The following is a 17,762-nucleotide window of genomic DNA, read 5'->3' as shown; positions in this document are numbered from 1 at the left end:
CGCCAGCCTTACGCGTCGGTCCCCTGCCGGCAGGAAGCCCCGGTGCGCATGTTGGCGGAGGCGCCGACGAAGACCGCGTCGAGCCGGTCCCGGGTTTGGATGAGGTCCGCGATGCGCCGGTCGATGTGCTCACGCTCCACAGCCAGGCGGTCGAGAAGCTCGGGTGTGGCTTTGCCTTCGACGACGCAGGGGGTGAGCTCGGCGATGGTCTTGCTGGACAGGCCGGCGGTGTACAGCTCCTGGATCAGGCGGATTCGATCGACCGCGGCTTCCGGATAGTGACGCTGACCGCTGTCGCTGCGCTCGGCGGCCAGCAGATTCTGCTCCTCGTAGTACCGCAGGGCCCGCGTGCTGACGCCTGTCCGGCGGGCGAGCTCGCCGATGCGCATTGAGAACTCCAAGTGATCTACGCCGTAAGGACTTGCCGGGCTTGCCTTTGACGTCAACGTCAAGTTTTACGGTACCCAATATGCCCTTCGCCGGACTCTCCGTCACGTTCGGCGCCGGCTCCCCCTGTGACGCCCTGAACGCCCCGAGCGCTCCGACCGCCGCGAGCGACACCCGACCCTGGAAGAAGCACTCGTATGATCACCTATCGGACGACCGGCCTCACCGGCCCCGTGCCAACCCCTGCCGTAGCCGTCAAGCCGCTCGTGCTGCCCTCGGCGCAGCGCGGCGAGGATCTGCGTGTACGGATCTCCGCCCCCGTCACCGGCACCCATCTGCCGATCGTGCTGTTCGCGCACGGATTCGGCGCGAACCTGGACGGCTACGCCCCGCTGGCCGACCACTGGGCCACACACGGTTTCGTAGTGATCCAGCCGACGCACCTCGACTCCAAGCGGTTCGACATCCCCGCAGACGACCCCCGCAAGCCCCGGATGTGGCGCTACCGCGTGCAGGACATGAAGCACATCCTGGATGGGCTCGACACCTTGGAGGCGGCCGTGCCCGGCCTGGCCGGCCGGGTCGACCACAGCCGTATCGTCGCTGCGGGGCACTCCTTCGGTGGCCAGACGGCGGGCCTTCTCGTGGGTCTGCGCGTCACGGACCCGCAGACCGGCATCGCCGAGGATCTGTCCGACTCCCGGGTCATGGCCAGCATTCAGCTGGCCACCGCCGGCAAAGGCGGAGCCGAACTGACCCCCTTCGCCCACGAGAACCTTCCGTGGCTGCGTAATCAGGACTTCTCCCACATCACCGCTCCCGGACTGGTTGTCGCCGGCGACAAGGACGACCTCCCGCTCTCCACCCGAGGGCCGGCCTGGACCAGCGACCCGTACACCCTCAGCCGTGCCAACAAGAGCCTGCTCACCGTCTACGGAGGCGAACACTTCCTCGGAGGCATCTCCGGCTACGCGGTGACGGAGACCACCGACGAGAACCCCGACCGTGTCGCTCTCGTCCAGCAGGTCACCCTCGCCTACCTGCGTCACGTCACCGGCCTGGACCACACCGACTGGGCAACGGCCCAGTCCGTCCTCACCGGCGCCCACCCGCTGGGACGGCTGGAAGGCAAGTGACCCTCGGCGGCTGAAGGCACACGCCGTCGTACGCGCTGAGCACCGGTGGCTGAGCACCGGTGATCGAACGCGACGGCCGTGCTCGGCAGGCGCGTCGCCGGTACGACGGCGGCAGCGCAGGTGTCATGTCGAGGACATCGGAGGGAGTCGATCATCGAAGTTCGGATGGCGGGCAGGAGGGCAGGAGGGCACCGACTGACACCCGAGTTCTTCGTAGTCGTGTCCGACAGATCTGCTGTCGGGCACGACCTCTTACTGAGAAGGAGGAGGAGCACATGGCCGCGGATGAGAGCATCGAGCCGTTCTCGGTGGAGGTGCCGGAGAAAGCCCTGGTTGATCTTCGCGAACGGTTGAGCCGCGCGCGGCTGCCCGAGCGTGAGTCGGTGAGCACCTCGCCGGATACGGCGGACGCCGACTGGCGCCAGGGCGTGCCGCTGGCCTACGTGAGCGAACTCGCCGACCACTGGGCCACGGGCTACGACTGGCGCCGCTTCGAGGCGGAGCTCAACGCGCACGAGCAGGGCCGCACGCGGATCTTCGATCTCGGCATTCACTTCCTCCACGTACGCTCCCCGCGCCCGGACGCGAGGCCGTTGGTGCTCACCCACGGGTGGCCCAGCTCGGTCATCGAACCGCTTGAGGTGGCAGAGCGGTTGGCGAACCCGCCTCGGGAGAGCGTGCCGGCCTTCCATGTCGTCGCCCCGTCCCTGCCGGGGTTCGGATTCAGCGACAAGCCGTCGACAACGGGCTGGTCGGTCGAGAAGACGGCCGACGCGTGGGCGGTGCTGATGTCGCGGCTGGGCTACGAACGCTTCGTGGCGGCGGGGGGAGACTGGGGCGGCAGGGTGGCGACCGCGCTCGGCGTGTGGCATTCCGGCCGGGTCGACGCGCTGCACACCTTCACGCCCTATGTGCGGGAGCCCGACGACGAGGGAGAACTCACCGAGGAGGAGAAGCGTGCCCTGGCGGCGACGCGGGAGTTCTGGCGGACCGGCGCCGGGTACTCGCTCCAGCAGTCCACCCGCCCGCAGACGCTCGCCTACGGGCTCAGCGATTCGCCGGTGGCACAACTCGCCTGGATCGTCGAGAAGTTCCAGGGCTGGACCGACTGCGACGGGCATCCGGAGAACGCGATCTCCCGCGACCGGATGCTCGACATGGTCTCCCTCTACTGGTTCACCGGCACCGCCGGTTCCTCGGCGCGCTTCTACTGGGAGAACTACCCGCCGACCCGCCGCGAGCTGGTGGAGGTGCCGTCGGCCGTGTCGATCTTCCCCGGGGACATGGAGCGCTTGCCGCGTGCGTGGGTCGAGCAGCGGTATCGCGATCTGCGTTACTGGCACGAAGCCGATCGCGGCGGGCACTTCCCGATGCTGGAGGTGCCGGAGAGTTACGTCGCCGAGTTGCGCCACGCCTTTGCCACGATGCTGCCCTGACCGGCTCGGACGGCACGGCCGCCGACCGTAAAAACGACACGGAATCGACCGTCACGACACCCCGTCATGCCAAACGCCGTTGCAGTACCAGCCATGCCCCCCCCGAGGGAAAGATCACGCCCATGACCCGCGCCGAGCACGCCGCCCCGTCCCCCGTCTCGCAAGCCGCACTCGACGACTTGCGCACCCGGCTACGGGCCTACCGGCGGGTCGACCTCCCTCAGGGATTCGGCTGGACGCGCGGTGTGCAAGGTGACTACCTCGCGGACCTGATCGCCCACTGGGCCGAGTCCTACGACTGGCGGGAGCACGAGACCCGGATCCGCGCCCTGCCGTGGGTCCTGGCCGGCGAGGGCGGCACTCCGCTCCGGCTGATCGACCTGCCCCCGGCGGACACGGACACAGACACCGACGTGGACATCGAAGCCGAGGTGGACACCGACGCGGACATCGAAACCGGCGCCGTCCCGGTGGTGCTGCTGCACGGCTGGCCCGACTCGGTCCTGCGGTTCGAGAAGGTTCTGCCCTTGCTGTCGGACCTGCACCTGATCGTTCCGGCGTTGCCCGGCTTCCCGTTCGCGGCCCCCCTCGACAGCCTCGGCATGTCGTCGGCGGCCATGGCCGAGGCCGTCGCGGAAGCGATGTCCGAACTCGGCCACCAGCGCTACGTCGTCTCGGCCGGTGATGTGGGCTGCGATGTCGCCGAGGCGCTGGCCGCCGCCCACCCCGACCGGGTCGCCGCCCTGCATCTGACGGATGTGTCCCAGAACCGGTTTCTGGTGGACCCTCCATCGGACTTGTCGGAGGTCGAGCGCGCCTACGTCGACCACGGCCACCGCTGGCAGGCCACCGAGGGCGGCTACATGCACGAGCAGGCGACCAGACCACACACCCTGGCGGTCGCCCTCGGGGACTCGCCCGCCGGGCTGGCCGCCTGGATCCTGGAGAAGCTGCGTTCGTGGACGGACTGCGGTGGCGAGGTGGAGTCGGTGTTCGCCCGCGAGGAGCTGCTGACCTGGATCACGGCCTACTGGTTCAGCGGCGCGATCGGCACCTCGTTCTCGCCGTACGTGGAGAGCGGGCCGAAGCCGGCCGGGCGGATCGAAGCCCCGGCGGCCTTCACGGTCTTCGCGAAGGACCTGGTCAACGCGCCCCGCGAGTTCGCGGAACGCTTCTTCGACGTACGCTCCTGGACCGAGGAGCCCGCAGGCGGTCACTTCGCGGCCTGGGAGCAGCCCTCCCGGTACGCCGCCGGCGTGCGGACAGCGGTGCGGTTCGACAGGTCGTCGTCCTGAGTCCTAGGTTCTGCGCGGGGTTGTTTCGTGACGCGTCCGAGGGTGCGGCTTGTGCCCTCACCGCCGTCCCCAGCGACTTCCGCGCCCCTTCGATCAGCTTCCCGCTGCTGTCGAGCGCCGCCTGAAGCCCCTCCTGCGGGCTGGTGTCCGCCCGCTGGTGAAGGACGACGCCCAGGATCAGGCGTTTCGAGGAGTGTGTCTGTGCCGTGGCCGCCCACATCAGGGCGCCTCCGGCCGGCGTGCTGGAGCCGGTCTTGAGACCGATAACGCCGGCCTGGCCCAGCAGGGTGTTGGTGTTGGGGATCGTGGCGCCCGTGGTGGGATCCACGGTGCCGGGCATGGCGACGATCTCGCGAAGCGCCTCGTCGCGCATGGCCTCGCGAGCGAGTTTCAACTGGTCGACGGCGGTACTCCGGCTCGTGGACTCGAAGCCGCTCGCCCCGGTGTACGTGGTGTTGCGCATGCCGAGCTTCGCGGCGGCGCGGTTCATCTTCCTGACGAAGGCTTCCTGGCTCCCGGCGTCCCAACGGGCCAGCAGGCGGGCGATGTTGTTACCCGAGGGGATCAACGTCAGTTCGAGCAGTTGCCGTTGGGTGAGCCGCTGCGCCTCGTAGACCCGGACGGTCGACTCGTCGGCCGAGCCGGACTCCGCTGCCGCTTTCCTGTCGACCGTGATGACCGGGCCGGGGTCCGTTGCCGGGAGGGGGTGGTCCTTGAGGATCACGTACGCCGTCATGACCTTCGTGACGCTCGCGATCGGCACCGGCTTCTGCTCCCCCTTCGTCCCGAGGCTCCCGACGCCCTCGACCCACACGCTCGCCTGGCCGTCCGCCGGCCACGGGAGGGAGCGCGCCCCGGGGCTCAGGTCGTCGGCTCCGCCGTGACCCGTGACTACCCACGTACCGCCCACCACGCCGATGACGGTCATGGCGACTGCGGCCGTCATGAGAACGATCAGGCGCTTACGGAGCGGGCGGGCGACGCGAGAGCGCGGGACGGGGTGCATGGGCGGGTACCTCCAGGGGCTCCGACGTGGCGGAATGCGCGTCGTTCGCGCATATGAGCCACCTTGGGAGGCGCTGGTTTCCGTACGGTCCGAAGCGTCTGTCCGTAGCCGCTCCGCTGCCCATCCGTCTTGTATCAGCCGATCTTGTGCCAACCGGTCTTGTGTCAGCCCGTCCGGGCGTGATCCGTCCCGGCGTGATCCGTCCCGGCCTGGTCCGTCGGCAGACGGAGCGTCGCCACCGCGCCCCCGTCGTCCGCCGCGTTGGCGAACATCAGCGTGGCACCAATGACGCGCGCCTGGCCCAGCGCGATGGTGAGGCCCAGGCCCTGGCCCCGGCCGCGTTCGGCCGCGCCCGTGCGGAAGCGCCGCGGTCCGTTCGCCAGCAGCGACTCGGGGAAGCCGGGGCCGTGATCGCGTACGACGACGACCCCGTCGGCGACCTCGACCTCGACCCTCGCCGACTCGTGTTCCTGCTCCCGCCCCTGCTCCCGTTCCCGCGCCCGCCCGTGCCGGTGCGCGTTCGTCACGAGATTGGCGACGATACGGTCCAGTCGGCGCGGGTCCGTCTCGGCCACCGGCCTGCCCGAGACCGTCAGACGCGCCACGAGCCCCGTCCTGGCCAGGGATTCGGCGACGACTTCGCCCAGGGGTACCGGCCGGACGTCGGCCCGTTCCGCGTCCGCGTCCAGGCGTGAGATCTCCAGCAGGTCCTCGACCAGCGTCCGCAGCACGCGCACCCGGTCCCTGACCAGCTCGGTCACCTCGCCCTCCGGGAGGAGACCGCTGGAGGTGACCAGACCCATCAACGGGGTGCGCAGCTCGTGGGCGACGTCGGCGGTGAAGCGCTGTTCGCTCAGCAACCGGTCCTGGAGGCTGTCGGCCATGGCGTCGACGGTGGCCGAGATCTCGGTGATCTCGTCGCCCGCCCGGCCGCCCACCTCGGTCCTGGCGGCGAGATCACCGGAGGCGATGCGCCGCGCGGTCCGTGCCACCCGGCGCAGCCGCCGGTTGGGGAGTTCGGCGGCGACGGCGGAGAGAGGGACGATGACGGCGAGCGCGGCCAGCGAGTACTTCCACATGTTCCGGTCCAGGGCGCGGCGGCTGAGCTGGTCGGGGGTCATGTCGATCGAGACCGCCGCGAGGCCGCCGTCGGCCTGTCGCTCCGCGACCCACATGCGCGGGCTGTACGTCCTGCTCTCGTCGTACAGGTCGGCCTGCCCGTGTTCCCGGGCCTTGCGCACCAGTTCGGCCGGCATCTCCGCCGGGCTGTGTACGACATCTGCGACGTTGTCGCCACCGCTGTCGATGCTGTCGGGACTGTCCGATCCATTCGGGCTGGCCGGGCTGTCCGGGCTGTCGGTGCTCGACGCGAGAGCGTTGTCCAGGGCGGTGTACGCCCTGGCCGCGCCGTCGTTCATGGACCGCTCGTACGTGCTGCCGTGCACCAGCAGGCCGACGATGAACGCGATGGAGCAGCACGCGACGGCCACCAGCAGGGCGATCTTCCAGCGCAGGGAGCGCCAGTTGAGGAGAGTCGGAGGGGAGCCGCCCATGTCAGCGCCGCAGCTTGTAGCCGAAGCCGCGGACCGTCTCGATCCGCTCGGCCCCGATCTTCCTGCGCAGCCGCTGTACGCAGAGATCGACCACGCGGCTGTCCCCGTCCCAGCCGTAGTCCCAGACGTTGCGCAGCAGTGTCTGCCTCTCCAGCACGATCCCGGGGTGGGCCGCGAACTCCAGCAGCAGGCGTAGCTCGGTGGGCGCCAACGCGACCGGTTTACCGGCCCGGAACACCTCCAGGCCGCCGGTGTCGATGCTCAGGTCGCCGAAGACGAGCAGGCGGCGCTCGGCGACGGCCGGACCGTTCGGCTCCCTCGGCCCGTTCGGCTCGGGTGGCGGCGCCTCGCCCCCGGCCGGGCCCGGCGCGAATGTCGCCCGGCGCAGCAGCGAGCGGATCCTCGCCACCAGGACGGACGTGTCCACCGGCTTGACGACGTAGTCGTCGGCACCGGCCTCCAGCCCCGACACGACATCCAGCGCGTCGCCCCGCGCCGACATCATCAGGATCGGGTCGGTGCTGGACTCCCGGATCCGGCGGCACAGTCCGATACCGTCCAGCCCCGGCAGCATCACGTCGAGCAGCAGCAGGTCGTGCCGCCGTTCCCGGAAGAGTTCCAGGCCCGTCAGACCGTCTCCCGCCACGGCCACGTGGTAGCCGTATCGCTCCAGCGCCATCGCGACGGATTTCCGGATGACCTCGTCGTCCTCGACGAGAAGAATGGAGACGGACATTTCTTTCCACCTGTCGTGCGTGCTCGTTCAGCTGTGCCGTGCGTGCCGAGCCGAGCATGCCGTGCCGAGCCGTGCATGCCATGCCGTGCCGACGCCCGGAGCCGTACGGGCGACCCGGGCCTTGTGACCGTACCTCGGCCGTGTATCAGCCACGCATCATGCGCGAGCCGTCGTCCACGACGGTCACGACCGGCGACAGAGACGCCGGGGAAGTCGGTGTGCGTCACACTGGTCCGTGTGAAGCTTCCCCGCGTCAACTGCGCCGTCTGCGATCGTGCGATCGCTGCCGGGCCGGTCGCCGGCCAGATTCGGAGAGGCCGCGTCTGGCGCCACGACGCCCCGGGCGCGCGCCGCGGCGCGGACGGCTCCCTGGTGTCCTGCCCCGGATCCCTCGGCATCGTGGATATGCCGATGCCCGGCGAACAGCCGCTGTTCGAACTGCCCCTGCCCCTGCCCCTGCCCGAGTCGGCCGAGGCCGACCCGGTTCTGTTCGTGATCTGAAGGACCGGGCCCACCGCGTCGGATGGCCTTCTGTCACGGTCGACCGGTCGCCGGCTCAGGGGTGTTGGTGGGCGGGTTCCGTCAAGGCGGAAGGAGGAAGAATGAGCGGCATGCCCATGGTGAGAGACCTCGATGTCCGCGGTACGCAGCACTGTGAGACGACGGCGCTGGGCGTGCTGCTGCGCCATGAGGGACTGGACCTGTCCGAGCCCATGCTGTTCGGGCTCGGCTCCGGGCTGTCCTTCATCTACTGGGACAGCAAGGGCATGGGCTTCCCCTTCCTGGGAGGCCGGGTCAAGCCTTTCGAGCTGACCAGGAACCTGGTCGCCACGCTGGGGCTTGAGCTGCTGGTCGAAGAGACCACCTCCCCGCGCAAGGCATGGCAGAATGTGGCGGCACCCATCGACGCCGGGCGGCCGGTCGGGCTTCAGCTCGACAGCTACCACCTGGACTACTTCAGTACCAAGGTGCACTTCGGCGGGCATGTCGTGGCGATGTACGGCTACGACGAACAGGCCGCCTACCTGGTGGACACCGCCCCACAGGGCGGAGCCGTCTCGACCGGCCTCGCCGGCCTGGCCAGGGCCAGGGCCGAACGCGGCCCCATGACCGCCAGGCACCGCTCCTTCACCATCACGGTGCCCGGCAGCCTGACGTCACCGCGGGACCGGATCATCCCCGCGATCAAAACCTGCGCCGATGCCTTCCTGAACCCGCCCATCGCGAATCTGGGCCACCGGGGCATCGAGAAGACCGCCAAGCAGGTGCCGAAGTGGCTGCGGCGCAGCGACAGTCCGCAGGAGGACCTGCCACGGGCCGCCGCGCTCATGGAGCGGGCCGGCACCGGCGGCGCCCTGTTCCGCAACCTCTACCGGGACTTCCTCGCCGAGTGCTCCCAGTTGATCGCCGACAGCCACCTGCGCACCGGCCACAGCCTGTACGCCGAGGCCGCCACGCTCTGGACACAGGTGGCCGCACTCGTCGCGACAGCAGGCGAAACCGGTGACGCGAACGACCTCGTACGGGCCGGCTCCATCCTCCACGAACTCTCACGCGTCGAACGCGAGGCGATGCGGGCGCTCAGCCTGCTCTAGGGGCCTGTGGGAGTGGTCGCACCCAAGGTGACCTCGCGTCACCGGCCGCAGGAACGGTCCCTGTTCAGCGGCATCTACGGCCTGGTCCTGGCCACCGCCCTGGCAGCCGCACTCGACACCACGGGCGAAAAGGCCGACCCCGGCCCGGACGCACTGTGGATCCTGCTCACCGCACTCACGTCGGCCGCAGCCCACGGATACGCCCACGTCATCGCCCAGCGCGCGACCACCGACGGGGCAACCGGCGCGACCAGACTCCGGCTGGTACTCGCCGAATGGCCACTGGTCGCCGCCACACTGCCCACGGTCGGAATACTCCTCACCGCGCAAGCCGGATGGTGGGCGGAAACCACAGCCGTGGACACAGCCCTCCTGTTCAACACCCTCGCCCTGTTCACCTGGGGCACCCAGGCCGCCCGCACCGCCGGCCACCGATGGCCCTCCGCATACCGCGCCGGCGCCCTCGACATGCTCATCGGCCTGGTCATCATCATCGCCAACGCCCTCATCAAGTAGCCGGGCCCGCAAGTGACATGACGGCGAGACAGACCGTCATCGCCGGGGCGTCGCGGGACGACCGGGTTCCGCCCGTGTCACGGACCTCATGCGGGACGAAGTGCTGAGCGTCAGTGATCTTTTCCCGTGTGGTGAGGACGAACTACTCGCGGCGGCCTTCGTCCCAACCGCCGTTTGGGGTAAAGCGAATTGGATCGCTGTGACGCACCAGCGGCAATCTGCACCGACCCTGCCGGTACAACCGACGGCGCGCCTGCGGGTCTTCCCTCTCTCCGCCCAAATCGGAGCGTGCTACTTGGGAATTCGCGACCTTCAAGGGCGACTGGGCACTCGATGCCCCGTGCCCTGGACCGCGCACCAGGCCGCCACTGCGGGCCCGGCGCGCACGGCCCATCTGGCACACGACGTGGACGGCGGCTTCCTAGAAGTAGTGCTTACGGCCACCGACAGCGCGACCCGTGGCACCGAGCACCCACAAGACCGCACCGATCAGAACAAGCACACCACCAATGGTCGTAAGGAGGGACACACCGACCGCCAGGCCGATGAGAAGCAGAATGACGCCAAGAAGAATCATGGTGTTCCCAATCTCAAGGTCTTCGATGCACAGCAGCAGGCGGGACCGCCAGTACTTCCCTCGCCCTCGCGTGCCGAGCTTGGCGAAGCCTGACAGCCACCGGACAACCGAGCCGCTGCGCTCTTACGACTGCCGAGTACCCCGCATCCCCGAACGAAACCAGGCCGGACTTGAGCAGCTCGGGCAGCGCGTTGTCGACGCCCCGCGCGTGCGCGGCATGGATGAGATGGCCGATCGCCGCGATCTGGATGTCGATCGTCGCGCCGTCGCCACCGGGACGCTCCCCTCCTGGAAGCATCAGGCAGCAGACTCGCCCTCACAGCTTTCGTCCCGGTCACCCGCACCTTGGTCGGAGCAGAAGATCGGACGAAGGCCGCCCCTACGTCCGGCGCCCCTCGCCTGGGTGATCAAGTTCGGGACGCCGTTCGAAGCCAGAAGATCAAGAAGAAGCTCAGCCTTGAAGGAACTCGATGAGCTTCGGCGCGAGTTTCTTGGGTGCCATGACCACCGCTCCGTGGTTGAGGCCCTGGAGCGTGTGATGGTCGGCGTCGGGCAGCACCTCCGTGACCGCTCGCGCGGCGCTCTGGAAGCCGTCCGGGCTCTTGGAACCGGTCATGACGAGGGTCGGCGCAGTCGCGGGCGACCACATTTCGGCGGTGAGGGGTTTGCCCTGCTGGGTGTCGCCCATGACCGCGATGTCGTACGGCAGCGTATGGGCCATTGCCTTGAGATTCGACCACACTCCGGGCATCAGCCTCATCGATCCGACCATGAAGGCGGGCATGCCCTGGGCCTTGGTCATGAAGGTTTTGACCGCCTCGCTGCGCCGGTCCTCGGCAATCAGACCGTCGATGTGCCGCGCGAAGCCCTGCGGCGGTCCGAAGTCGCCGGGGGCGACGGCAAAGGGCGGCTCGTAGAGCGCGAGCCGCTTGATGTTCAGGCCGGCCGCAGCGGCGCGCAGAGCGAGTACCGCACCTGACGAACTGCCGAACACCGAGGCAGAACCGCCCGCATGCTCGATCAGCGCCGCGATGTCATCGATCTCACGCCGCACGTCGTAGTCGGCGTTGTTGCCGCTGGCGCCCCGACCGCGGCGGTCATAGTTGACGACGGTGAAGTGCGGGGCGAGGAGGCCGGCGAGTTTCTTGGTGTCGGAACGGTCGGCCAGCGCCGAGGACACCAGGATCACCGCCGGCCCGCTGCCGGACTGCTCAAACGCGATAGGGGTGCCGTCGCTCGAGACGACCGTCGACTCCACCGTGACCGCCGGCTGGCGAGATGCTGACATGCTTTTCTCTCCGCTTCACGTGCAAGTGCCGAAACTTCTGATGCAGATGGGACCGCGGCTCGGCGAGAAAATCATCGGTCCCGCGGCATCGAATTCCGAACCTCGTGCGCCGGGCAGCCGCAGCCTCCGTCATGGTGGTGGTGGTCCGCCCGTACCCGTCGCGTCTTCTCCTTCGACCGCCTCGCCGACATATGGCGGCGGTGCACCGACTCGTCGATACGGGGCCGGCGGACCGAGCACCGGGCTCGGCGCCGGTGCCGTGGCCGTGAGGGTTCCCCGGGTTGCTGCTCGCGGCTATGAGCGTCGGACCGGTTGGATGACCTACCGGACCGTCCGACAAGTGGAGGCGCGGTGGCCAACCCGGGCAGACGTTCTGAGGTCCGAACGCGGTGGCGCAGCGCCGTCAGTCGGCCTCTCGCTGTCCCGGAATCCGCCGGCTCCCGCTCAGCTGGTGCACGCGGTATGTCCGTGTGGCCGAGCGGTTGGATCACAAGTCGGCGGACAGTTGACTCTCCCACTGTGGGAGGCCCTAGCGTGAGGAGCAGCTTCTCCAGGCGCGCCTCCAGGAGGTGCTGGGCGGCGCGTTCCCGAGCGTCGGCGGGGCGCAGCCTTGGTCGCGGCGGCCACCGCCGTGCCGGATGGGCGGTTCAGCTGGTTGTTTTCACTCCCGGCCGCCGCACTCTCGGGTCCGTCAGCATTCTGCTGACGCACCGTCGCTTTCAGTGGCAGGGTGCGGTCATGGTGATGGACTACGCGGCGCGGCGGCAGGCCCGGAATGCGGCGAAGGAACTCCTCGAGGAGCGGTACAACGAGGGCGAGTATTCCGTGGACCCGGTGCCGGCGATGCGCGCGGTGCGGGCGGCGGCGTACGGGTACGTCGCACGGGAGGGTGAGCCGGCGCCGGAGGTGCCGCCGGAGGACGTCCTCGCGGCACTGCCGATGATGGACATCGCCCGTGCGCAACTCGACGCCCTGGAGCACGAACCCCTGCGCACGGCCCGCTCACGCGGTGCCTCCTGGAGTACCGTCGCCGGCGCGCTGGGGCTGAGCAGCGGCAGTCCGCAGAAAGCCGGGCGCTGCGCCCGGGGCGGGCACAGAAGGCCTCCGGCGGCCGGGATCTCGCAGCTCAGTGCACCGACCGCAACCGTCAGCGGAACGCCGGCGCATGGTGTGCGATCCACAAGGACCGGATCCGCGCCGTCTGCGAGCGGGTCATCGACGCCACCCCGGCGTGACCCCAGCTGAAGGACAGTCCGCTCGCGGCGTCGTCCGTGCATCTGCTGGCCACCACACTGGCCGGCGGCGGCCCGGCGGACCTGGCCGACCATCTCGCCGGGCTGCGCCACCAGCTCATGCCGTACGGCGAGCAGCCGGTGGAGCCGACGGGCCCCGGGCCGGAGTCGCCGCCGAGGCCCGCGACGCCATGCTGACGCGAGAGATCCCACGGGGTGTGACCTGGGTCCGCCGCGAGGAAAGCGACAACGGAAGGGGAAATTGGTGAATCAACTGAAGAATATACGACAACGAACTGAGGGGGCTCTCCCTGCTCTCACTTTGGTATTAGTGAGTATCATCTCTGCCGCAGCGGCGATCTTCGGGCTCCAGAATTGGGTGGCTATTGCTGCGGCAGTCGCTGCCGTGCTGAGTGGAGCTCAGGTCATCAACAGATCCGCTGTAATTCCGTGGCGCATGAAGTCAGCGAATAATGCTGTTGCGCGCGTTTACGAGGAATCTTCCGAGGTTTCCAAACGGTTGGGTAGCGCTGTTCAGATCACCCCAAGGCGCTGGGTGACAGCGGCGCATGCGGTGACCCGCCGACCTCTTCGCCGCCAGGACCATCGTGATCCGGCACCCGCAGAGGAGGTTTCGCTGATGGAGCTTTCGCTCAAACTGAGGCTCGGCAACACGTTCTCCCGGGCGCGAGTGATCTACCGCCACGAGGAACTCGACTTGGCCGTCATGGAATCCGACAATGACTGGCCTTGGCTGGCCAGAATCTCGATGGATCTCCCCGAGCCAGGGACCTCAGCGAAAGTAGTGGGTTGGACGGATGACGGAGATCACGGCACTGACATTCGACTGATGCAGGATTGCACAGTCCAGGGCTCGACGGAGGACTCCCTGATTGTGCTGGTGGGCGCTGCAGCTCCCTGGGGATTCAGCGGTGCGGCAGTTATAGACATCAGCACCGGAAGGGTATTCGGAATCGCCTTCGCCTCCAGACCAGGAGGGACCGATGACCGACGTTTCGGAGCGTCTCGGCCTGATGAGACACATGTGATTCCGTTGTCCTGCATCCCCTCCGAGCACATTCGGTAGGCGGCTCACCCCCGCCGGCCGCGAGTGCGCACGCCCTCTTCGCCGACCTGACGCAGAGCACCAAAAGACTGGCCACCAGGCGGTTCCAGGCGCGCGGCCGGTTGGTGAGCGTGTCGGGCTCCTCGGCGTTGAACCACAGGCACAGTTCGTCGATCTGGACGCCGACCGACATGTCCAGGGTGCGGGCCGCACCGGCCGCGTTGCTACCGGGCCGCTCGTCGGCCGGCTCTTTCACCCGGCCGACGGGGCGTCACGTCCCGTCTTCTACCGTTTATCGGCGGCGAGGTCGGCCGTGGGCGCGGTGGACCGGGCCTGCTGCGGCGGGGTTACCTTGACTCGTAGCGTCTCGAAAGCCGCCGCCGTCGGGCTGGCCGCTTCGGCCTGGTAGACCACCAGTTGCTGTTGGGCGGCCCCGTTGACCGTGAAAGCCGCGAACTTGATGTGCAGGTCCCCGACCTCGGGGTGCTTGAGGCCGTGGCGCACGCACTGAAACTGGACGCGGAGGCCGCCGACCCTCTCAACCGCCTCTGCCTCACCGCCTCGCAGCGCCCCCGGGACCGAGGCGTGGAGGGGGTCAGCCCGCAGTTGCTCCAGCTGATGGACGGGTGGGAGCACACCCCGGCCTTCGTGGTCGGGCCGGCCCTCGACATCCTGGCCGGCAACTCCCTCACCGCGGCACTCCACGAAGGGTTCACCCGGCCTTCCCTCTTCGAGCGCAGGAAGTGCCCCAGCCCTTCAACCGGGCCGGGGCACGTGTCATTGGCCATACCGCAGAGGCTAGGTGGAGAACGCCCGGAAATGCGGTGGCTACCCGGCCGGGGCCTCAGGCGCGGGCGGCCGCGGCGGCGACGATCCAGTTCCTGAACTCGACGGCGTAGTGCCGCAGGTGGTGGTCCAGGACCTCGTCCGGGCAGGTGCGGGGGACATAGACCGTCAGGTTCGCGGTGAATCCGTCGGCGGTGTCGCCGAACTGGATCAGCGCCCGCCCGACGACGGTGCCGTCGGCCAAGAAGAGGTTCGAGGACATCTTGCGCGGAAACTCCGACTCCGGGAGGAGCTCATCCGCGTCCTTGGCCCAGGCCAGCGCGTCGGTGCCCCAGCCGCCCATGTAGAAGTCGGCGACGTGCGCGCCGATGTTCTCCACCACACGCGCGCCGATCTCATCGGTGCCCATCACGTAGTGCTCGGGGTGCGCCGCGAGAAGTGCGCGCTCGTCCCCTGCGAACGCCTTGTCCATCCAGGTCAGGAACTCGTCCGAGGTCAGCCCCTTCGCCGCGAGCACGGTGGTGCCTCCCTTGAAGGCGCCGTCGGAGGTGCGGGCGCTCTCGCGCAGGAAGGCGTTGCCCTCCGCGATGCCCTCGGCCAGCAGGTCAAGGAGCCCCTGGCGGCCCAGCAGCGTCCGGAAGCGGTCCAGGGCACGGCGGGCGTAGAAGAGCTCGAAGTCGTCGATGCTCCCGGCGCCGGCGGGTCCGGCCTCAAGCGTCACGGTGACGGGCTGGGGAGTCTGGTCGTCGGGCATGTTCGAACCTCCGATAGTATGTGAATGTGAATGTGAATTCACGTTCGCATCGGGAGGGTACGCCGGGAAGTGCACCAGTTGTCAAAAAGACCTGTTGAAAGCCGCGCGGATACCATGCGGGACATGAGCGAGGAGTCGGAGCGCCGAACGGCCTACCGGGAACCCCAGCAGGCCCGCAGCGTCGCGACCCTGGCCCGCGTCCTTCGGGCGGCCGAGGAGATCGCCTCCACCTCCGGCCTGGAGGAGATGACGATCGCCGGCGTCGCCAAGCGCGCCGGCGTTGCCGTCGGGACGATCTACCGCCGCTTCGAGGACAAAGAACAGCTGATCATCGCCCTGGCCGAGCGGATGCTGGAACGCCGCGAGGAGTACGTCGCCGAGCAGCTGCGCGCGGCCCGGCCCTCGCTCCCAGGTGTCATGGACGCCTACGCGCACGCCCTGCTGCAGTCCTTCGCCGACAGCAGCCTCTTCCCCGAGCTGCTGCGCACGCGCGGGACCAGGCCACTGGACCGTGGGGCCCGCACCATCACCGAACTCCACCGCCTCCTGCTCGAAGCAGCCAACCCCTACACCGACCAGATCCGCCGCTCCCAGCCCCAGCAGGCACTCGACACCGTGGCCCGCGCCATCCTCGGCGCCTGCTTCCACAACTCCGTACGCCCCGATGCCGCCACCAGCGAAGCGGCCAGACGCCAGTACGCCGACGAACTCGGCGACATGGCGATCGCCTACCTCCTCACCCCCGACCAGCGCCGCAACGCCGAGACCTGAGCCCAACGGGCCGCCGCACGGCTCTCACGCCGCAGAGGTCGCCCGCGCCTCCTCGCCGCCGAGTTCGGCCGTATTTCGTCGCGCACTGGCCGCACTGGCCGCACGACGTCGGCGGCCGGAGTGGAGGAGCACGTACGTACGGGTGCCGGTCTCCTCCACGATGCCGGCCGGCACGTCGGTGAGCAGGTCGATGATGTCGCGCCAGGCCCGCTGCGCGTGGCGCGGGTGGTAGCCGACGCCGGGGACCACGGGCTGGTCGACCGGCGGATGGTGGAAGGCGTGCAGGGCGCCGCCGTAGACCACGAGGCGCCAGTCGACGCCGGCTGCCTGCATCTCGGCGGTGAACGCGTCCCGTTGGGCGGGCGGCATGATCGGGTCTTGCGAACCGACCCCGGCCCACACGGGGCAGCTGATGCGCGCCGTCTCGCCCGGTCGGCCTGTAGTCAGTGCGTTGACTGTCCCGATCGCGCGCAGGTCGGCACCGTCACGCCCGAGTTCCAGCCCGATGGCGCCGCCGGTGCCGTAACCGACGACGGCGATCCGGTCGGGATCGGTCCGCGGTTCGGCGCGCAACACGTCAAGCGCCGCGTGGCCGATGCCCCGCATCCGGCCGGGGTCGGCGAGCAGCGGCATACAACGGGCCAGCATCTCCTCCGGGTCGCCCGTCAGACCGTCGGCCGGGTACGCGACCGCGCGCGTCGCAATCGTCATCATGAGACGGGACCGTAGTGATCGTCGAACCCCGTCGGGCCACTGTTCTGCCACCGGCAAAACAGCGCTGGAGCACCTCTGCGAGGCGGTGGGGCAGATCAAGGTCCTCGTCGACGTACCCGACGGCGGCAGGCACGTCACAGCGCGTACGGAGGCGATCATGCCGGTGTGGAACACACCGGCCCGGCCTGTGTGTTGGTCCTGATCGCTGCGGCCACGCCTTCCCCTGTTCGTCCCCATGTGGACTGCCGGTCCAATCCTCACCAGCCCCGCCCGCGCGTCCCGCTTCACCGGCGATGACACAAGTCAGGACAGCCGCTCCTCCAGCCACGACCTTGCCGGAGCCCCCATTCTGTACCGTTCGGAACAGAACCCGCTGGGATCGCGTTGTCGCTCATCGAGACGTTCTCCATGGGCGGCCCTCACGACGAGATACCGCTTCGGCCGGAGCCCGGTCCGGAGCCAGAGAAGGGAAAACCCGATGTCCGACAGCGGCCTGCGCGAGTTCTACGGGCGTTACATCGAGGCGCTCAACGCGCACGAGTTCGACCGCATGGACGAATTCGTCCACGAGTCCATCGTCATGCACAGCGAGCCCAGCTCCCGCGAGGCCCTCGTCGCCCAGCTGCACAGCATCACCGACGCGGTCCCCGACTTCCACTGGGAGACCCAGGAGTTGGCCGTCAACGGCGACAGCCTCGCCGCCCGTCTGATCAACACCGGCACTCCCGCCAAGGAGTGGCTCGGGGCAGCCCCGACCGGTAAGTCGATCGAGATCGTCGAGTACGCCATCTACCGCATCCGCGACGGCAAGTTCCTGCACATGTCGGCCATCCACGACGCCGAGGCCCTGCAGAAGCAGCTCGCGGGCTGACCCGGCCGCACTCGGCCGACGGCAACGAGTGCCCAGCCCGCCC

At 69.0% G+C, this 17,762-nt stretch carries 20 protein-coding genes and 2 pseudogenes; 13 read left to right on the top strand and 9 right to left on the bottom strand.

Annotated elements, in window-relative coordinates; all coding sequences use genetic code 11:
* Positions 1-8: 8 nt before the first annotated feature.
* The gene (locus ACFUN8_RS05910) at positions 9-389 is read right to left on the bottom strand and encodes a MerR family transcriptional regulator (RefSeq protein ID WP_383632046.1); all 381 of its coding nucleotides are present in this window, start codon (positions 387-389) and stop codon (positions 9-11) included.
* 195 nt (positions 390-584) lie between these two features.
* Here ACFUN8_RS05910 and ACFUN8_RS05905 point away from each other — a divergent pair, with 195 nt between their 5' ends.
* The 3 genes from ACFUN8_RS05905 to ACFUN8_RS05895 all read left to right on the top strand — a co-directional run bounded on the left by ACFUN8_RS05905 (position 585) and on the right by ACFUN8_RS05895 (position 4,254).
* A complete protein-coding gene (locus tag ACFUN8_RS05905; RefSeq protein WP_383632043.1) occupies positions 585-1,523 on the top strand; it encodes an alpha/beta hydrolase family protein in 939 nt (312 codons plus the stop codon).
* Positions 1,524-1,798: 275 nt separating this feature from the next.
* Positions 1,799-2,959 (top strand): epoxide hydrolase family protein, encoded by a 1,161-nt coding sequence (locus ACFUN8_RS05900; protein WP_383632040.1) that lies wholly within the window; start codon positions 1,799-1,801, stop codon positions 2,957-2,959.
* Between the two features lie 122 nt (positions 2,960-3,081).
* Positions 3,082-4,254 carry an epoxide hydrolase family protein gene (locus ACFUN8_RS05895; RefSeq protein ID WP_383632037.1) on the top strand — a complete coding sequence of 391 codons (1,173 nt, stop codon included), beginning with the start codon at positions 3,082-3,084 and terminating at the stop codon, positions 4,252-4,254.
* Between the two features lie 178 nt (positions 4,255-4,432).
* On the opposite strand, the pseudogene ACFUN8_RS05890 reads toward ACFUN8_RS05895, so the two are convergent.
* From ACFUN8_RS05890 to cseB, 3 genes and pseudogenes are all read right to left on the bottom strand, one after another.
* Positions 4,433-5,182, bottom strand: a pseudogene (locus tag ACFUN8_RS05890) (D-alanyl-D-alanine carboxypeptidase family protein); the annotation flags it as partial.
* A gap of 242 nt (positions 5,183-5,424) precedes the next feature.
* The gene (locus ACFUN8_RS05885; protein WP_383632034.1) at positions 5,425-6,813 is read right to left on the bottom strand and encodes an ATP-binding protein; all 1,389 of its coding nucleotides are present in this window, start codon (positions 6,811-6,813) and stop codon (positions 5,425-5,427) included.
* Between the two features lies 1 nt (position 6,814).
* Positions 6,815-7,549: a two-component system response regulator CseB gene (gene cseB, locus ACFUN8_RS05880; protein WP_383632031.1), complete on the bottom strand. Its 735-nt coding sequence runs from the start codon at positions 7,547-7,549 to the stop codon at positions 6,815-6,817.
* 237 nt (positions 7,550-7,786) lie between these two features.
* Between cseB and ACFUN8_RS05875 the strand changes: the two genes are divergently transcribed.
* The 4 genes from ACFUN8_RS05875 (at position 7,787) to ACFUN8_RS05860 (ending at position 10,330) form a co-directional block, all read left to right on the top strand.
* Entirely contained in the window at positions 7,787-8,050 is a 264-nt protein-coding gene (locus tag ACFUN8_RS05875) for a hypothetical protein (RefSeq protein ID WP_383632028.1), read from the top strand.
* 110 nt (positions 8,051-8,160) lie between these two features.
* Complete coding sequence (locus ACFUN8_RS05870) at positions 8,161-9,144, top strand: BtrH N-terminal domain-containing protein (protein WP_383632259.1); 984 nt, start codon at positions 8,161-8,163, stop codon at positions 9,142-9,144.
* 12 nt (positions 9,145-9,156) lie between these two features.
* The gene (locus ACFUN8_RS05865; protein WP_383632025.1) at positions 9,157-9,660 is read left to right on the top strand and encodes a hypothetical protein; all 504 of its coding nucleotides are present in this window, start codon (positions 9,157-9,159) and stop codon (positions 9,658-9,660) included.
* Between the two features lie 88 nt (positions 9,661-9,748).
* Positions 9,749-10,330 (top strand): hypothetical protein, encoded by a 582-nt coding sequence (locus tag ACFUN8_RS05860; protein ID WP_383632266.1) that lies wholly within the window; start codon positions 9,749-9,751, stop codon positions 10,328-10,330.
* Here ACFUN8_RS05860 and ACFUN8_RS05855 read toward each other — a convergent pair.
* A complete protein-coding gene (locus tag ACFUN8_RS05855) occupies positions 10,251-10,535 on the bottom strand; it encodes a hypothetical protein (RefSeq protein WP_383632022.1) in 285 nt (94 codons plus the stop codon). The genes ACFUN8_RS05860 and ACFUN8_RS05855 overlap by 80 nt on opposite strands.
* A gap of 153 nt (positions 10,536-10,688) precedes the next feature.
* Entirely contained in the window at positions 10,689-11,525 is an 837-nt protein-coding gene (locus tag ACFUN8_RS05850; protein ID WP_383632018.1) for an alpha/beta fold hydrolase, read from the bottom strand.
* Between the two features lie 738 nt (positions 11,526-12,263).
* Between ACFUN8_RS05850 and ACFUN8_RS05845 the strand changes: the two genes are divergently transcribed.
* The 3 genes from ACFUN8_RS05845 to ACFUN8_RS05835 all read left to right on the top strand — a co-directional run bounded on the left by ACFUN8_RS05845 (position 12,264) and on the right by ACFUN8_RS05835 (position 13,844).
* Positions 12,264-12,770, top strand: a complete 507-nt coding sequence (locus tag ACFUN8_RS05845) for a hypothetical protein (RefSeq protein ID WP_383632015.1) — start codon at positions 12,264-12,266, stop codon at positions 12,768-12,770.
* A gap of 26 nt (positions 12,771-12,796) precedes the next feature.
* Positions 12,797-12,955 (top strand): hypothetical protein, encoded by a 159-nt coding sequence (locus ACFUN8_RS05840; protein WP_383632012.1) that lies wholly within the window; start codon positions 12,797-12,799, stop codon positions 12,953-12,955.
* A gap of 67 nt (positions 12,956-13,022) precedes the next feature.
* Positions 13,023-13,844 carry a serine protease gene (locus ACFUN8_RS05835; protein WP_383632009.1) on the top strand — a complete coding sequence of 274 codons (822 nt, stop codon included), beginning with the start codon at positions 13,023-13,025 and terminating at the stop codon, positions 13,842-13,844.
* A gap of 264 nt (positions 13,845-14,108) precedes the next feature.
* On the opposite strand, the gene ACFUN8_RS05830 is transcribed toward ACFUN8_RS05835, so the two are convergent.
* Positions 14,109-14,327, bottom strand: coding sequence for a hypothetical protein (locus ACFUN8_RS05830; RefSeq protein WP_383632006.1), 219 nt, complete (start codon positions 14,325-14,327; stop codon positions 14,109-14,111).
* Between ACFUN8_RS05830 and ACFUN8_RS05825 the strand changes: the two genes are divergently transcribed.
* A complete protein-coding gene (locus ACFUN8_RS05825) occupies positions 14,286-14,708 on the top strand; it encodes a hypothetical protein (protein WP_383632003.1) in 423 nt (140 codons plus the stop codon). The genes ACFUN8_RS05830 and ACFUN8_RS05825 overlap by 42 nt on opposite strands.
* Here ACFUN8_RS05825 and ACFUN8_RS05820 read toward each other — a convergent pair.
* Positions 14,668-15,363, bottom strand: a complete 696-nt coding sequence (locus tag ACFUN8_RS05820) for a hypothetical protein (RefSeq protein WP_383632000.1) — start codon at positions 15,361-15,363, stop codon at positions 14,668-14,670. The genes ACFUN8_RS05825 and ACFUN8_RS05820 overlap by 41 nt on opposite strands.
* Positions 15,364-15,486: 123 nt before the next feature.
* On the opposite strand from ACFUN8_RS05820, the gene ACFUN8_RS05815 reads away from it, so the two are divergent.
* Positions 15,487-16,134, top strand: a complete 648-nt coding sequence (locus tag ACFUN8_RS05815) for a TetR/AcrR family transcriptional regulator (RefSeq protein ID WP_383631997.1) — start codon at positions 15,487-15,489, stop codon at positions 16,132-16,134.
* A 174-nt stretch (positions 16,135-16,308) separates the two neighbouring features.
* On the opposite strand, the pseudogene ACFUN8_RS05810 reads toward ACFUN8_RS05815, so the two are convergent.
* A pseudogene (locus ACFUN8_RS05810) lies at positions 16,309-16,848 on the bottom strand (dienelactone hydrolase family protein); the annotation flags it as partial.
* Between the two features lie 478 nt (positions 16,849-17,326).
* On the opposite strand from ACFUN8_RS05810, the gene ACFUN8_RS05805 reads away from it, so the two are divergent.
* Positions 17,327-17,719, top strand: coding sequence for an ester cyclase (locus tag ACFUN8_RS05805; RefSeq protein ID WP_383631994.1), 393 nt, complete (start codon positions 17,327-17,329; stop codon positions 17,717-17,719).
* The last annotated feature ends 43 nt before the right edge of the window (positions 17,720-17,762 follow it).

Origin of the sequence: Streptomyces sp. NPDC057307 (assembly GCF_042667665.1) — a bacterium.
Lineage (GTDB): Bacteria > Actinomycetota > Actinomycetes > Streptomycetales > Streptomycetaceae > Streptomyces.
The sequence above is the reverse complement of the archived record's forward strand: the minus strand, read 5'-3'. Positions and strand labels throughout refer to the sequence as shown.

Bases quoted from the DNA above. Each gene is read 5' to 3' on its own strand.
- ACFUN8_RS05860 (WP_383632266.1), top strand. From the start codon at position 9,749: ATGCGGGACGAAGTGCTGAGCGTCAGTGATCTTTTCCCGTGTGGTGAG.
- ACFUN8_RS05900 (WP_383632040.1), top strand. From the start codon at position 1,799: ATGGCCGCGGATGAGAGCATCGAGCCGTTCTCGGTGGAGGTGCCGGAG.
- ACFUN8_RS05850 (WP_383632018.1), bottom strand. From the start codon at position 11,525: ATGTCAGCATCTCGCCAGCCGGCGGTCACGGTGGAGTCGACGGTCGTC.
- cseB (WP_383632031.1), bottom strand. From the start codon at position 7,549: ATGTCCGTCTCCATTCTTCTCGTCGAGGACGACGAGGTCATCCGGAAA.
- ACFUN8_RS05815 (WP_383631997.1), top strand. From the start codon at position 15,487: ATGAGCGAGGAGTCGGAGCGCCGAACGGCCTACCGGGAACCCCAGCAG.
- ACFUN8_RS05855 (WP_383632022.1), bottom strand. From the start codon at position 10,535: ATGCTTCCAGGAGGGGAGCGTCCCGGTGGCGACGGCGCGACGATCGAC.
- ACFUN8_RS05895 (WP_383632037.1), top strand. From the start codon at position 3,082: ATGACCCGCGCCGAGCACGCCGCCCCGTCCCCCGTCTCGCAAGCCGCA.
- ACFUN8_RS05820 (WP_383632000.1), bottom strand. From the start codon at position 15,363: ATGCCCGACGACCAGACTCCCCAGCCCGTCACCGTGACGCTTGAGGCC.
- ACFUN8_RS05805 (WP_383631994.1), top strand. From the start codon at position 17,327: ATGTCCGACAGCGGCCTGCGCGAGTTCTACGGGCGTTACATCGAGGCG.
- ACFUN8_RS05845 (WP_383632015.1), top strand. From the start codon at position 12,264: ATGGTGATGGACTACGCGGCGCGGCGGCAGGCCCGGAATGCGGCGAAG.
- ACFUN8_RS05905 (WP_383632043.1), top strand. From the start codon at position 585: ATGATCACCTATCGGACGACCGGCCTCACCGGCCCCGTGCCAACCCCT.
- ACFUN8_RS05885 (WP_383632034.1), bottom strand. From the start codon at position 6,813: ATGGGCGGCTCCCCTCCGACTCTCCTCAACTGGCGCTCCCTGCGCTGG.
- ACFUN8_RS05870 (WP_383632259.1), top strand. From the start codon at position 8,161: ATGCCCATGGTGAGAGACCTCGATGTCCGCGGTACGCAGCACTGTGAG.
- ACFUN8_RS05910 (WP_383632046.1), bottom strand. From the start codon at position 389: ATGCGCATCGGCGAGCTCGCCCGCCGGACAGGCGTCAGCACGCGGGCC.